The 13421-nt window shown below is 66.2% G+C and carries 14 protein-coding genes; 4 read left to right on the top strand and 10 right to left on the bottom strand.

What is annotated here, in order from left to right:
• Positions 1-51: 51 nt before the first annotated feature.
• From IFT82_RS02850 to trmD, 3 genes are all read right to left on the bottom strand, one after another.
• Positions 52-2532, bottom strand: coding sequence for a TonB-dependent receptor domain-containing protein (locus tag IFT82_RS02850; protein WP_192124370.1), 2481 nt, complete (start codon positions 2530-2532; stop codon positions 52-54).
• Positions 2533-2784: 252 nt separating this feature from the next.
• Positions 2785-3174 (bottom strand): 50S ribosomal protein L19, encoded by a 390-nt coding sequence (gene rplS / locus IFT82_RS02855; RefSeq protein WP_192124372.1) that lies wholly within the window; start codon positions 3172-3174, stop codon positions 2785-2787.
• Positions 3175-3178: 4 nt separating this feature from the next.
• Complete coding sequence (trmD, locus tag IFT82_RS02860) at positions 3179-3910, bottom strand: tRNA (guanosine(37)-N1)-methyltransferase TrmD (protein WP_274602208.1); 732 nt, start codon at positions 3908-3910, stop codon at positions 3179-3181.
• Here trmD and IFT82_RS02865 point away from each other — a divergent pair.
• Entirely contained in the window at positions 3909-4856 is a 948-nt protein-coding gene (locus IFT82_RS02865; protein ID WP_192124374.1) for an NAD(P)/FAD-dependent oxidoreductase, read from the top strand. The two genes, trmD and IFT82_RS02865, sit on opposite strands and share 2 nt — an antisense overlap.
• Positions 4857-4859: 3 nt before the next feature.
• On the opposite strand, the gene rimM is transcribed toward IFT82_RS02865, so the two are convergent.
• From rimM to IFT82_RS02890, 5 genes are all read right to left on the bottom strand, one after another.
• Positions 4860-5336, bottom strand: a complete 477-nt coding sequence (gene rimM / locus IFT82_RS02870; protein ID WP_192124376.1) for a ribosome maturation factor RimM — start codon at positions 5334-5336, stop codon at positions 4860-4862.
• Positions 5337-5340: 4 nt separating this feature from the next.
• The gene (locus tag IFT82_RS02875) at positions 5341-5499 is read right to left on the bottom strand and encodes a hypothetical protein (protein ID WP_192124378.1); all 159 of its coding nucleotides are present in this window, start codon (positions 5497-5499) and stop codon (positions 5341-5343) included.
• A 56-nt stretch (positions 5500-5555) separates the two neighbouring features.
• Positions 5556-5978: a 30S ribosomal protein S16 gene (rpsP, locus tag IFT82_RS02880; RefSeq protein ID WP_192124380.1), complete on the bottom strand. Its 423-nt coding sequence runs from the start codon at positions 5976-5978 to the stop codon at positions 5556-5558.
• Between the two features lie 60 nt (positions 5979-6038).
• A complete protein-coding gene (gene ffh / locus IFT82_RS02885) occupies positions 6039-7541 on the bottom strand; it encodes a signal recognition particle protein (protein WP_192124382.1) in 1503 nt (500 codons plus the stop codon).
• 166 nt (positions 7542-7707) lie between these two features.
• Positions 7708-8283 carry a DUF924 family protein gene (locus tag IFT82_RS02890; RefSeq protein ID WP_192124384.1) on the bottom strand — a complete coding sequence of 192 codons (576 nt, stop codon included), beginning with the start codon at positions 8281-8283 and terminating at the stop codon, positions 7708-7710.
• On the opposite strand from IFT82_RS02890, the gene IFT82_RS02895 reads away from it, so the two are divergent.
• From IFT82_RS02895 to IFT82_RS02905, 3 genes are all read left to right on the top strand, one after another.
• Positions 8282-9481 carry a MiaB/RimO family radical SAM methylthiotransferase gene (locus IFT82_RS02895; protein ID WP_192124386.1) on the top strand — a complete coding sequence of 400 codons (1200 nt, stop codon included), beginning with the start codon at positions 8282-8284 and terminating at the stop codon, positions 9479-9481. The genes IFT82_RS02890 and IFT82_RS02895 overlap by 2 nt on opposite strands.
• Positions 9478-10413 carry a signal recognition particle-docking protein FtsY gene (gene ftsY / locus IFT82_RS02900; protein WP_192124388.1) on the top strand — a complete coding sequence of 312 codons (936 nt, stop codon included), beginning with the start codon at positions 9478-9480 and terminating at the stop codon, positions 10411-10413. Before IFT82_RS02895 ends, ftsY begins: the two co-directional genes overlap by 4 nt.
• Positions 10414-10487: 74 nt before the next feature.
• Positions 10488-11132, top strand: a complete 645-nt coding sequence (locus tag IFT82_RS02905; RefSeq protein ID WP_192125033.1) for an inner membrane-spanning protein YciB — start codon at positions 10488-10490, stop codon at positions 11130-11132.
• Between the two features lie 9 nt (positions 11133-11141).
• On the opposite strand, the gene IFT82_RS02910 is transcribed toward IFT82_RS02905, so the two are convergent.
• Both IFT82_RS02910 and IFT82_RS02915 read right to left on the bottom strand, forming a co-directional pair.
• Positions 11142-11771 carry a carbonic anhydrase gene (locus IFT82_RS02910; protein WP_192124390.1) on the bottom strand — a complete coding sequence of 210 codons (630 nt, stop codon included), beginning with the start codon at positions 11769-11771 and terminating at the stop codon, positions 11142-11144.
• Positions 11768-13348, bottom strand: coding sequence for a SulP family inorganic anion transporter (locus tag IFT82_RS02915; RefSeq protein WP_342355026.1), 1581 nt, complete (start codon positions 13346-13348; stop codon positions 11768-11770). The genes IFT82_RS02910 and IFT82_RS02915 overlap by 4 nt, the downstream gene beginning before the upstream one ends.
• Between the last annotated feature and the right edge of the window lie 73 nt (positions 13349-13421).

Consider the following 13421-nt stretch of genomic DNA (forward strand, 5'->3'; position numbering starts at 1 on the left):
CGAAGAAAGAAACATCACGGCAAAAGGGGGCGCAAGCGCCCCCCTCCGCCCTCAGAAATCCAGACGCGCGGTCGCAGAGATCGCGCGGCCGTTGAGCAACCGGCCGCGGACGATGCCGCTGGCGGGAATGCGATCCTCGTCGATCGAGGTCAGTGCCCGCGTATCGAACACGTTGGTGGCGTTCAGCGACAATAGCAGCCGTTCGGTCGGACGGAGCTGCACGAAGGCGTTGGTCGTGACATAGCCCGGCATCTTCAGCAGGTTGACATCCTGCGAATAGCTGTCGGTGGTGCCAATGAACACGGCCCCCACTGCGAAACGATCGTTGCTGATCTGCGGCGTCGCCTGGAAGATCAGGCTGGCCTGATGACGCGGGGTGTTGCCGTCGACCGCCGGGTTCACCCGGTCACGGACGATCTCGGCGTCGGTCCAGGTCGCCCCGCCGGTCAGGCTGAACAGACCGTGGCGGATGCCACCTTCGAACTCCAGTCCCGTGGCACGGTAGTCGCGTGCGATGACGGCGCCGGTCGAGGTGTTGATGTTCGAATCCTGCGCGTCGACATGAAAACCGGTCAGGTTCAGCGTCAGGTCCGCCCGGCGGAACTTCACGCCGAGTTCGGCCTGCTTGACGGGATCGTAGGAAGCCGATGGGATCAGCAACCGGCCGGTTGCATTGTCGATCACCGCGCCGAACGTGATCCGGTCGGCATTGGCGCGGGCGCCGCGGCTGTAGCGGCCGAACACCGCGAACGGCTCCGACACGCGGAAGTTGATGCCCGCCGAGTAGGACAGATAGTGATAGTCGTAATCGACCAGACCGGGCGCGCCGATCGGGGTCACGCCGACGCGCTGCTCGGGCGGCGAGATCAGCCCGTTCCCGTCAATGTCACGCGCGACCTGCCCGACCCGGCCATTGCCCAGTTCGACCCCGAACACCTGCCCGCTGGCGCTGCCATAATCGTAGCGCAAGCTGCCGCCGATCGACACGCGACCGATCCGGTAGTTCGCGGAGGCGAACGGCGCGTTCACCGTATAGGCCAGCCGCAACGTGCGGCGCTGCGTGCCCGACAACGGGTTATAGGCGTAGATGCCGTTCGCGGTTCGCGCCGCCCCGGTGCTGTCGAAGACGTTGAGCAACTCGGCATCCCCGCCGCCCCGGATTTCAGACACCGCGACGCCGTACAGGATCGACGTGTCGATGGTCTGGCGCGCGGCATAGAAGCCCGCCGTGGTCGTCAGGCTGGCCTCGCCCAGTTCCCATACCCGGCTGGCCCGGATGTCGTTGGTGACGTTGCCGACATCCTGCTGCCGCCGGTCGCGGATGTTGTAGATGCCGATCAGGCCGTTGCCGTTCAGCGTCGTCGGGTCGGCAACCGCCTGTCCCGCATTGGCGCCCGTTGCGTAGCGGAAGCTGCCACCGGTGGCACCGAGCCGCGTCAGCGCGGCGACCGGGGTCAGCATCAGGCTGCTGAACGGCCCGATCAGCCCGCCCGATCGTTCCGCGTACCGAAACCGTTCCATGATCGTCCAGCCCGCCAGCGTGAACTGGCCCTCCACGCCGAAGGCCTGCTCCTTGACCCGGTGGCCGTTGCGGATGTCCTCCAGGATCGGCTGGTTGTTCTCGTCGAGCAACGTCACCGACTGGAGGGCGCGGGTCGACAGCGTATCCTTGGTCGGATCGAAACCGGGCACCGCGCTCAACTTCGGATCGGCATCGGTACCGGTCACGCGCAGCGGCACCGAATCATAGAAGGGCGAACGATCGTCGAGATATTTGCCGTACAGCCGGATATAGCCACCGGTGAATTCCCTAGTGACATTGGCCTTGATCTGGCCGCCACGTTGCCCGTCGAAGCCGATCCGGCGGGGGCCTTCGCCCTGCCGGTAGAAGCCGCCGACATGAAAGCGCAGATTGCTGGTCAGCCGGCCGCCATAATCGAAATCGGCACGATACTGGTCGAAGTCGAAACCTGCGGTCAGCGCCACCGCGCCACCCTCGCGTTCGCCGGTCTTCGAGATGAAGTTGATGATCCCGCCCGGCGAGTTGGAGGCGAAGGTGGAGGCGGAGCCACCCCGGATCGCCTCCACCTGGGCCAGATTGAGATCGACGCGCACGAAGCTGTCCGAGCTCGCCCCGACAATGTCGCCGAATTCCATCACCGGCAGGCCGTCTTCCTGCAACTGCACGAACTTCGCGCCGGAAGACGACAGCGGCAGGCCCCGGATCGTGATGTTGGCGATGCTTTCGCCGTTGGGCGCTTCGGCCAGAATGCCGGGAATATCGCGGAGCAGCTCGCCGACCGAACGTGGCGCGAGCTTGGCGATCTCCGCCTCGCGCAACACGCTGGTCGAGGTGGCGCTATCCAGCCGGTCGCGCCCCTTGGCGACGCCGGTGGTGACGACATCGGCCCCCTGCGGAGCCTGTGCCGGCACCGGTGCCGCTGGTATCGCCGGTGTGTCGGGTGTCGCCGACGCCGCAACCGGCATCATCAGCGCGATCGGCGCCACGGTCAGCAAAGCATTGCACTTCATCAAGAAATCCACCCCCAAAAAACGGCTTTTGCTGTTTATAGGACGCGGTACCGGGCGCGGGTCGAACATCCCGGATTCAGGATGGGCGCTGAAGCGCAATTTATCTTTTCGTTGGTTTACAGATCGTCAGCCCAATACCGGGCCTATGACCGCAAATCGGGCATCGGGCTGCCGCAATATGTCGTCATGATATGAAAAAGGGCGCGGAGGCTGTCGCCTCCACGCCCTTTCCCGTCGTATGGTTCGTGCCGTTTACTCGGCAGCGACGCCCTTGGCAGGACGCGTATCGCGGCGTTCCGCGATCCGCGCCGACTTGCCGGTACGACCACGCAGATAATAGAGCTTTGCGCGACGCACGGCGCCCTTTCGGACGACGTCGATCGAATCGATGTTCGGCGAATACAGCGGGAAGACGCGCTCGACGCCCTCACCGAACGAAATCTTGCGGACGGTGAACGAGGAACCCATGCCCTTGTTCGACCGGGCGATGCACACGCCTTCATAGGCCTGCACGCGGGTACGCTCGCCTTCGACCACCTTCACGCCGACCTTCAGCGTATCGCCGGGGCGGAACTCGGGGATCGCGCGCTTGGCGGTGAGCTTCTCGATCTGCTCGGCTTCGATCTGCTGGATAATGTTCATCGCATCAGTCCTTGTCACGCCGCGCGCCAGAGGGAGGCTGAACCCGAGCGCCCTCATGGCGCTCCCAAAGGTCCGGCCTCCGTAGCCGTGTATCGGTCTCGGCCATCGACTTTCGCCAAGCCGCGATCCTCGCATGATCCCCCGATCGCAGCACTTCGGGGATCGTGCGCCCTTCCCATTCAAATGGTCGGGTATAGTGTGGATACTCGAGCAGCCCCTGTTCGAAGCTTTCGTCATCCCCACTTGAAGCTGCGCCCATTACGCCGGGAAGCAGCCGGACGCAAGCGTCCAGCAATACCAGCGCCCCCATCTCGCCGCCCGACAGGACATAATCGCCGATCGACACCGGTTCGACCGCGCGACCCTCGAACAACCGCTCGTCGAATCCTTCGAACCGGCCGCACAGCAAGGTCAAGCCGGGGCCGGTGGCCAGTTGCCTGACCCGTTCCTGGGTCAGCGGTGCGCCGCGGGGGGTCAGGGCCAGCACAGGGAGGCCGGGTGCCATGGCCGCAGCGTGATCGACCGCGCGGGCCAACACGTCGGCGCGCAGCACCATGCCCGCCCCCCCGCCGGCGGGCGTATCGTCGACCGAGCGATGCCGATCGGTGGCGAAGTCGCGCAACTGGATCGCGTCGCACCGCCATCGTTCCTCACGCAGCGCACGGCCGGCGAGCGATTGACCTAGCGGTCCGGGGAACATGTCGGGATAAAGGGTGATTATCTGGGCGATGAACATGACCACCCCCCTTCCCCCCGCCGCACGCCCTGCGCAAGGGGTGGACGATTGCATCATCATCGGTGCCGGTCCCGCCGGGCTGACGGCAGCGATCTATCTCGCGCGGTTCCTGCTCACCATCCGGCTGTTCGATTCGGGTGACAGCCGCGCGGCCTGGATACCGCGGACGCATAATCATGCCGGCTATCCCGATGGCATTGCCGGCATCGAATTGCTCCGGCGGATGCGGGAACAGGCGGAACGGTTCGGCGCAGTCCGGGAAGAGGCCAAGGTAACCGCGATCGAATGCGATGGCGAGGAATTCATCGTCCATCTCGGCGATCACACCGCCCGCGCCCGATCGGTGCTGCTCGCCACCGGCGTGGTCAACAATCGCCCGGCGATGGAGGCCGGGCTTCACCGCCGGGCGCTGGCCGAAGGGCTGCTACGCTATTGTCCGATCTGCGACGGTTACGAAGTGACCGACAAGCGGGTCGGCGTGATCGGCAAGGGTCGGCACGGGATGAAGGAAGCCCTGTTCCTGCGTAGCTATACGCGCGACGTGACGCTGGTCAGTCCGGATGCCGAAACGGATCTGGATGCCGAATGCGAGGCGGCGCTGGACGCGGCGGGCGTGGCGCGGGTCAGTGGCCCCTGCGGCGGTTTCGCGATCGAGGAACGGCAATTCGCCTTCGACACCGCCAATGGGCGGGTGGCGTTCGACAGCGTCTATCCGGCGATGGGATCGGTGATCCGCTCCGAACTGGCGGTCGCGGCGGGTGCGCGAGCGACGGACGAGGGATGCCTGGAGGTGGACGATCACCAGCGAACCTCGATTCCCGGCCTGTTCGCCGCAGGCGACGTGGTGAAGGGGCTGGACCAGATCAGCCACGCGATGGGCGAGGCGGGCGTGGCCGCCACCACGATCCGCAATCTGCTGGCGGAAAGACAGCCGATCCGGCGATAGAACCTATTCGACGAAGGCGGGATCGACCACCATCCGTTCGAACGACCAGTCCGGCACCGCCTCCGACCGCATCGGCACCATGAAGCGCTTGCCGGTCGGGCGTTCGATCTCGATCACGTCACCCGCGCCGAAATTGTCGATCGCCACCACCTGCCCCAATGGATCGCCATCCGGCGTCACCACTGGCAGGCCGATCAGGTCGGTGTGGTAATATTCGCCTTCGCCCAGTGGCGGTAGCGCCGATCGCGGCACCGTCAAGGCGGTGCCGCGCAACGCTTCGGCAGCGGTACGATCCGGCACCTGCGCGAACCGCACGATCGCGCCGTTGCCACCATGCCGGAGCGAGGTGAGCGTCAGCGCACCGTCGTTGAACGAGCGGTAACCATCCAGATTCCCGGCGAAGACCTTCAGACGGACCTCGCCCGCCACGCCATGTGCACCGATCACGGCGGCCAGTGTGACGGGTGGGTCGTTCTTCATGCGATCATCCTTGGGGGGAGCCATCGTCCTCCGAGGGACTGTCGTCGGCGCCTTCGGCCGGATCGTTGGCCGACACGCCCTGATTGGTCGCGTCTTCCAGATCGTCAGGCGTGGTGCGGGGGTCCGGCAGGGAACCGGGCCGGGATTCGGGATCGTGGGTCATCATGCACTCCTTCGACTGATCCAGCCTAGGCAACGCATGACGACCCCATCCGCTGCTTATGCTTCTGCGGTGGTTTCCGCTTCGGCATCCGCCACCGGTTCGGCCGGCGTCGCAGCGGCGGCAGCAGCGGCTTCTTCCTGCGCCTTCAGCTTCTCGGCCCGCTCCTCGGCGCGCTCGGTCGCCTTCTCGCCCGGCTTGCCCTTGCTGGGGTTGTTGCGCGCGGTGCGCTCACGCACGCCGGCGAGGTCCAGGAAGCGCGCGACGCGATCGGTCGGCTGCGCGCCGTTCGACAGCCAGTACTTGGCGCGATCGGCGTCGAGCACGACACGGTTCTCCGCGTCCTTGGCGAGCAGCGGGTTGTAGTTGCCGATCTTCTCGATGAACTTGCCGTCGCGGGGCGAGCGCGCATCGGCCACGACGATGCGGTAGTACGGACGCTTCTTGGAGCCGCCACGCGACAGACGAATGCTGAGTGCCATGATATATTTCCTGTAGGTTGTGGTTTGGTATTCAGTCGGAGCCGGCCGGAACCGGCATCGTCATTTCTTCTTGATGAGGTTTTCGAAACCGGGAGGAAGTTTCGGCATCCCGTCGGGGCCGGCCGGGCCGCCGAGTCCTGGCAGGCCACCGCCCGCCTTCTGCATCAGGTCGCCCATGCCGGGGCCGCCGATCGCATTGCCGAGACCGCCCATGCCGCCCCCCATGCCGCCCTTGCCCAGCATCGCCATCATGCCCTTGATCCCGCCCATCTTCTTGATCTTCTTCATGGCGGTGGACATTTCCTGATGCATCTTCAGGAGCTTGTTGACGTCCTGCACCGTGGTGCCAGACCCCTTGGCAATGCGGATCTTGCGCTTGGCATTGATGAGTTCGGGCTTGTTGCGCTCCTTGACCGTCATCGATCCGATCATCGCATCCATGTGGATCAGGATCTTGTCGCCGCCGGCCTGCTGAAGCGCACCCTGCGCCTTCTTCATGCCGGGCATCATCCCCGCCAGTGCACCGAGCCCGCCCATGCGCCGCATCTGCGCCAGCTGGCCGCGCAGGTCGTTCATGTCGAACTGACCCTTGGCCATCTTCATGGCCATCCGCTCGGCGTCTTCCTGCTGGATCGACTCGGCGGCGCGCTCGACCAGCGACACGACGTCGCCCATGCCGAGGATGCGACCCGCAACGCGTTCCGGGTGGAAGGCTTCCAGCGCGTCCAGCTTTTCGCCGGTGCCGGCGAACTTGATCGGCTTGCCGGTGACGGCGCGCATGGACAATGCCGCACCGCCGCGCGCATCGCCGTCCATCCGGGTCAGCACGACGCCGGTCAGCGGCACCTGATCCGAGAAGTTCTGCGCGACGTTGACCGCGTCCTGTCCGGTCAGCGCATCGACGACGAGCAGGATTTCCTGCGGCCGGGCGATATCCGCCACCGCCTTCATCTCGTCCATCAGCGCCTGATCGACGTGCAGACGACCGGCGGTGTCGAGCATCAGCACGTCGAAGCCCTGCAGCTTCGCCGCCTGCATCGCGCGCCGCGCGATCTCCACCGGTTGCTGCCCGGCGATGATCGGCAGCGTCGCGACCTCCACCTGCGTGCCCAGCGTCGCCAGTTGCTCCTGTGCATTGGGACGATTGACGTCGAGCGACGCCATCAGCACCTTCTTGCGATCACGACCGGACAGACGCTTGGCGATCTTGGCGGTCGTCGTGGTCTTGCCCGAGCCCTGAAGCCCGACCATCATCACCACCGCGGGCGGCGCCACGTCGAGCAACAGGTCGCTCTCGTCCGCGCCCAGCATCGCGATCAGCGCGTCGTGGACGATCTTGACGACCTGCTGACCCGGCGTGACCGAGCGCAGTACGTTCTGGCCGATCGCCTGTTCGGTCGCCTTCTCGACGAAATCGCGCGCGACGGGCAATGCCACGTCGGCTTCGAGCAGCGCGACCCGCACCTCGCGCATCGCGGCGCGAACATCGGCTTCGGTCAGCGCACCACGGCCACGCAGGCGATCGAAGACGCCGCCAAGCCGGTCGCTCAGACTTTCAAACATGGCCTCGACAACCCCGACTGGCGCCAAACGCAAAAGCGCCGGCGGGCGAAACCTCGCCGGCCAGCGGGCACGCCGCACCGGGGCGGTCGTGCTTCTCTCAAGCGTCCGACTGAACGAACGTGCGGGGGCTGTTACAGGAACATGGGTGTGTTAGCAACCATGCAGGTCACCAGCCGCCGCCGGTCTCCGCCAGATACGCCTGTTCCTCGGGCGTGGTATCCCGTCCCAACGCCGCGTTGCGCCCCGGAAAGCGGCCGAATCGACCGAATACCGCACGATGGTCGCGCGCGAAGGCGGCGTTTTCCTCGATCCCCAGCGCCTCGAACGTCGCCACGCTCTTGTCCTGCAACGCCTCATCCTCGGCGTGCATCAGCGGCATGTAGAGGAACACCCGCCGCGCCGGCGGCATCGCCCGGTCATAGCCGCGCTCGATCGCCTCCAGCGTCAGGCCGACCGCCAGCGCGTCCGCCGCGAACGCCTGCGCCTGACCACGATGGAGATTGCGGGAAAACTGGTCGAGCACGATGATCGCCGCCAGCATCGTATCGGGATCGTCATGCCAGCCCGCCGCCTCGCCCGCCAGCAGGTCGTGGTTCAATCGGCCGAAGCGATCGGCGATCGTCCGGTCGAGCGCATCGTCGCGCCTGAATTGTGCTTCCTTCGACAGCCCGAACCAGAAGTCGAGCACTTCGCGTGCCTGCGCGTGGACTTGCGCGTCGTCCGTCCCTAGATCGCCCGTCATGTCGTCTCCCCCTGCGGCCGAGGTCGTGAGCCTCGGATGCCGCCTCAACATCGCCGAAAGCGAAACCATCCGCGCGTTGATCGTGGGGCGGGACATGGTTGTCGTCAACAGTTGCGCGGTGACCAACGAGGCGGTGAAGCAGACCCGCGCCGCGATCCGCCGCGCCCGCCGCGACCGGCCGGAAGCGGAGATCGTGGTCACCGGTTGCGCGGCGGCGATCGATCCGGCGGGGTTCGCCGCGATGCCGGAGGTGACGCGGGTGGTCGCGAACGATGCCAAGCTGGCCCCGGCCAGCTGGGGCCTGTCCACCCCCCTGCCCGCTACCCTGTTCACCGGCCACGCCCGCGCGTTCGTCGAGGTGCAGAACGGCTGCGACCATGCCTGCACCTTCTGCATCATCCCGCAGGGTCGCGGCGCCAGCCGATCGATCCCCGCCGGCGCGGTGGTGGATCGGATCGCGGCGCTGGTCGATGCCGGCCACCGGGAGGTGGTGCTGACCGGGGTCGACGTGACCAGCTATGGTCACGACCTGCCCGGCGCACCGATGCTGGGATCGCTGGTGGAACGCATCCTGCGCGGCGTGCCCGAGCTGGAGCGGTTGCGGCTGTCCTCGCTCGATTCGGTCGAGATCGACGATCGGCTGTTCGACCTCGTCACCGGCGAGGCACGGGTGATGCCGCACCTGCATCTGTCGCTACAGGCAGGCAACGACCTGATCCTGAAGCGGATGAAGCGCCGCCACTCACGTGCCCAGGCGGTGGCGCTGGTCGAGCGGTTGAAGGCAACGCGCCCGGCCATCGCGATCGGGGCGGACCTGATCGCCGGCTTCCCGACCGAGGACGAGGCGATGTTCGCCGATACGCTCGCGATCGTCGCCGATTGCGCCATCGTCCACGCCCATATCTTCCCCTATTCGCCGCGCACCGGCACGCCCGCCGCACGGATGCCGCAGGTCGATCCCGTCATCCGTCGCGACCGCGCCGCCCGGCTGCGCGCGGCGGCAGCGATCCAGCGACGCGACGGGCTGGCGGCGCAGATCGGTGCCACCGCATCTGTCTTGGTCGAGCGCCCCGGCACGCACGGCCACGCCGCCGACTTCGCCGACGTCCACCTGTCCACGCCCGCCGAACCCGGCACCATCGTCTCCGCCACCATCACCGGCGCCACCGACACCCATCTCATCGGAACCACTGTATGAGCACGACACCCTCCTGGCACGACAAGCTGCTCGGCGGCTTCCGGCGAACCTCCGACCGGCTGGTCGGTAACCTCGCCGGTCTCGGCACCGCCCGCCTCGACACGGAAACGCTCGACGAGGTCGAGGAAGCGCTGATCGCCTCCGATCTCGGCCCCGAAACCGCGGGCCATATCCGCAACCGGCTGGCCGAGGGCAGTTTCGAACGGAACATGGAAGACCTCGGCATCCGCCTCGTCGTGGCCGAGGAGGTGGAGAAGGCACTGGCCAAGGTCGCCACTCCGCTGGAGATCGACGCCTTTCCCCGGCCGCAGGTGATCCTGGTCATCGGCGTCAACGGATCGGGCAAGACGACGACGATCGCCAAGCTGGCGCATCTGTTTATGGAACAGGATTACGGCGTGATGCTGGCGGCGGGCGACACGTTCCGCGCCGCCGCGATCGGCCAGTTGCGCACCTGGGCGGACCGGGTCGGCGTGCCGATCGTGACCGGCAAGGAAGGCGGCGACGCGGCGGGTATCGTCTACGAAGCGGTGAAGCAGGCGACCGCGACCGGCATCGACGTGCTCATCGTCGACACCGCCGGCCGACTTCAGAACAAGCGCGAACTGATGGACGAACTGTCCAAGATCCGGCGCGTGCTCGGCCGCCTGAACCCGGAGGCGCCGCACGACGTGGTGCTGGTGCTGGATGCCACCACCGGCCAGAACGCCCTCAACCAGATCGAGGTGTTCAAGGATGTCGCCGGTGTCACCGGCCTCGTGATGACCAAGCTGGACGGCACCGCGCGCGGCGGCGTGCTGGTGGCGGCGGCGGAACGGTTCGGCCTGCCGATCCACGCGATCGGCATCGGCGAGGGGATGACCGACCTGCGCCCGTTCGATGCCAACGAGGTCAGCCGGATCATCGCCGGTGTCGAGGGGGTGCGGAAGTGACCATCGGCCGCGACATCTATACTGACGCCGCCGCCGGAGTCGCGGAACTGGAAAAGGGGAAACCCGGCATCCGGATGGCGGTGGACTATGGGCCGCTGCTGGTCTTCTTCCTGGTCAATTTCCTCGCCCCGGCCGGACCGATGGTCCGGTTGGTGGCGCGGTTCAGCAGCGTCCTGAATGGCATGGATCAAGCCGGCGCGCTGGTGATCGCCCGGGTGATCTGTGCGACCACGGCGTTCGTGATCGCCACGGTGATCGCGATCATCGTATCGCGCGTGAAGCTGGGCCGGGTATCGCCGATGCTGTGGATTTCTGGTGCGCTGGTGATCGTGTTCGGCGGACTGACCGTCTATTTCCACGATCCGCGCTTCATCCAGATGAAACCGACGATCGTCTACGCCACCTTCGCGGCGGTGCTGTTCTTTGGCTTCGTCACCGGCCGGCCGCTGCTGGAAGGCCTGTTGGGGACCGCCTATCCCGGCCTGAGTGCGCTCGGCTGGCGCAAACTGACGCGCAATTGGGCGGTGTTCTTCGTCGCGATGGCACTGCTCAACGAGGTCGTGTGGCGCAATGCCGGCTGGAATTTCTGGGTGGGCTTCAAGCTGTGGGGCGCGATCCCGCTGACCCTGGGGTTCGCGATGGCCAACATCCCGATGCTGATGCGCCACGGATTGCAGGCCGGCGACGGTGCCGTGGCCAAGGAACTGCCGCCCGAATAGGCGCCGTCGCTACACCAGTACGGTGTCGGGCCGGCCGACCTCGTCCAGCCGGGTCTCGCGGTCGATTTCCATCAACGGTTTGAGCAGGCCGTCGCGGATGTCGTACACCCAGCCATGCAGCGTCAGTTCGCGGCCGCTGGCGAACGCCGCCTGCACCGTGTCGGTGCGGGCGAGGTGGATCAGCTGGTCGCGCACGTTCATCTCCACCAGTCGATCGACCCGCGACGTTCCCTCCGGCACCGCTTCCAGTTCGTCGGCGTGGACGCGGGCAACCTCGCGGGCATTTTCCAGCCAGGTGTCGACCGGGCCGCTGACCCCGCCGTTCAGCACGCCGTGGATGCCGCCGCAGCCGTGATGGCCGCAGAGCACGATATTGGGCACCTCCAGCACGTCGACAGCATATTGCAGCACCGACAGCAGGTTGAGATCGTCGTGATGCACCAGATTGGCGATGTTGTTGTGGATGAACATCAGGCCGGGCAGCGACTGCGTCTTCTGTTCGGGGCTGATCCGGCTGTCGGAACAGCCGATCCACAGGAATTGCGGACGCGTCTGCCGGCTGAAGAAATCGGCATCCTCGTCGGTCAACTCGGCCGACCAGGCGCGGTTGGCGAGCAGCAATTGCTTGGACATCTTCATGCGGCGTGAACCTCGGCGATGGGGGCATCGATCATCGGCGCGGTCCGCCCGGCGATGTCGCCACGGATCAGGACGCGGATGTCGCGATACCGGGCGTTCTTGATGAAGGCGTTGATGATGTCGACATTGTCGAGATCGACATAATTGGTCGAGGTGAGATCGATCATCAGGTTCGCCCCGTCCGGCACCCGCCCCAGGCTCTTCTGCAATTCATACTTGTGGATGAAGTACAGGTTGCGCCGGGCCCGGACCAGCCAGTCGTCACCGGCATGGGCGACGGTGACGGCGGTGCGGAAATTGCGGGCGATCACGAACACGAAGCCGACCGCCATGCCGATCACGATGCCTTCCAGCAGGTCGGTGAACAGGATCGCGGCGACGGTGACGACCAGCGGTACGAACTGGGTCCAGCCCTGCTTGAACCGTTCCATGAACAGTTTGGGCTTGGTCAGCTTGTACCCGGTGGCGATCAGCACCGCGGCCAGCGCCGACAGCGGGATCAGGTTCAGGATCGCCGGGATCAGCGCCACCGACAGCAACAGCCATGTGCCATGCAGCAGCGTCGACAACTTGCTCTCCGCACCGGCATCGACATTGGCAGAGGAGCGGACGATCACCGAGGTGACGGGCAGGCCACCGATCAGGCCGGACACGATATTGCCCCCGCCCTGCGCCAGCAATTCCCAGTTCTTGTCGGTGGTGCGGCGCTGCGGATCGATCTCGTCCACTGCCTTCACGCTCAGCAGCGATTCGAGGCTGGCGACGATCGCGAGGGTGATCGCGACGGTCCAGACGGTGCCGTTGGTGATCGCGGCGAAATCGGGCAGCGTGAACAGGTTGACGAATTCACCGACGCTGCCGGCGCGCGGCACCTGCACCAGATGGCGGGGGCCAAGCTGCCATTCCGGCTTCACCGCGCCCAGCAGCATGTTGCCGAACACGCCGATCAGCACGACGACGAGCGGTCCCGGCACGAAGCGCAACGGCCCCGTCTTCGGTCGTGCGCCGTCCCACCAGAACAGGAATATCAGGCAGACCGCCGCGATCAGCACCGCGCCGGGGGTCACGCTGCCCGTCAGGCTATCGGTGATCCGGGTGAAGGTGTTGATGCCGTCGCCCGTGGTGAATTCGAAAATCCCCTCCGCTTCGGCGTCATAGCCGACGGCATGGGGAATCTGTTTCAGGATCAGGATCAGGCCGATCGCCGCCAGCATCCCGGTGATGACCGAGGAGGGGACGAATTCGGCGAGGATGCCCGCCCGGGTAAAGTAGAAGCCGAGTTGCAGGATGCCCGCCAGCATCACCGCCAGCGTGAATACCTGATAGCTGGGCAGGCTTTCGATCGCGGCCAGCACGATCACCGTCAGCCCCGCCGCCGGCCCGCTGACCGACAGGGGCGAGCGCGACAGCGACCCCACGACGATGCCGCCGACGATCCCGGCGATCAGCCCGGAGAACAGCGGCGCCCCCGACGCGAGCGCGACCCCGAGACACAGCGGCAATGCGACGAGCGCAACGACGATCGAGGCCGGCACATCCGCCCGTGCGGTCGCCAGTAACGACTTGGATGACGGCACCGATACTCCTGTCGTTATATCTCCGCCGGTCGTGACCGGGCCGGCCATGAACAGCGCATGACATTGGTGTCAT

It is taken from the genome of Sphingomonas sp. CFBP 8760, assembly GCF_014841615.1.
In the GTDB taxonomy this organism is placed as follows: domain Bacteria; phylum Pseudomonadota; class Alphaproteobacteria; order Sphingomonadales; family Sphingomonadaceae; genus Sphingomonas.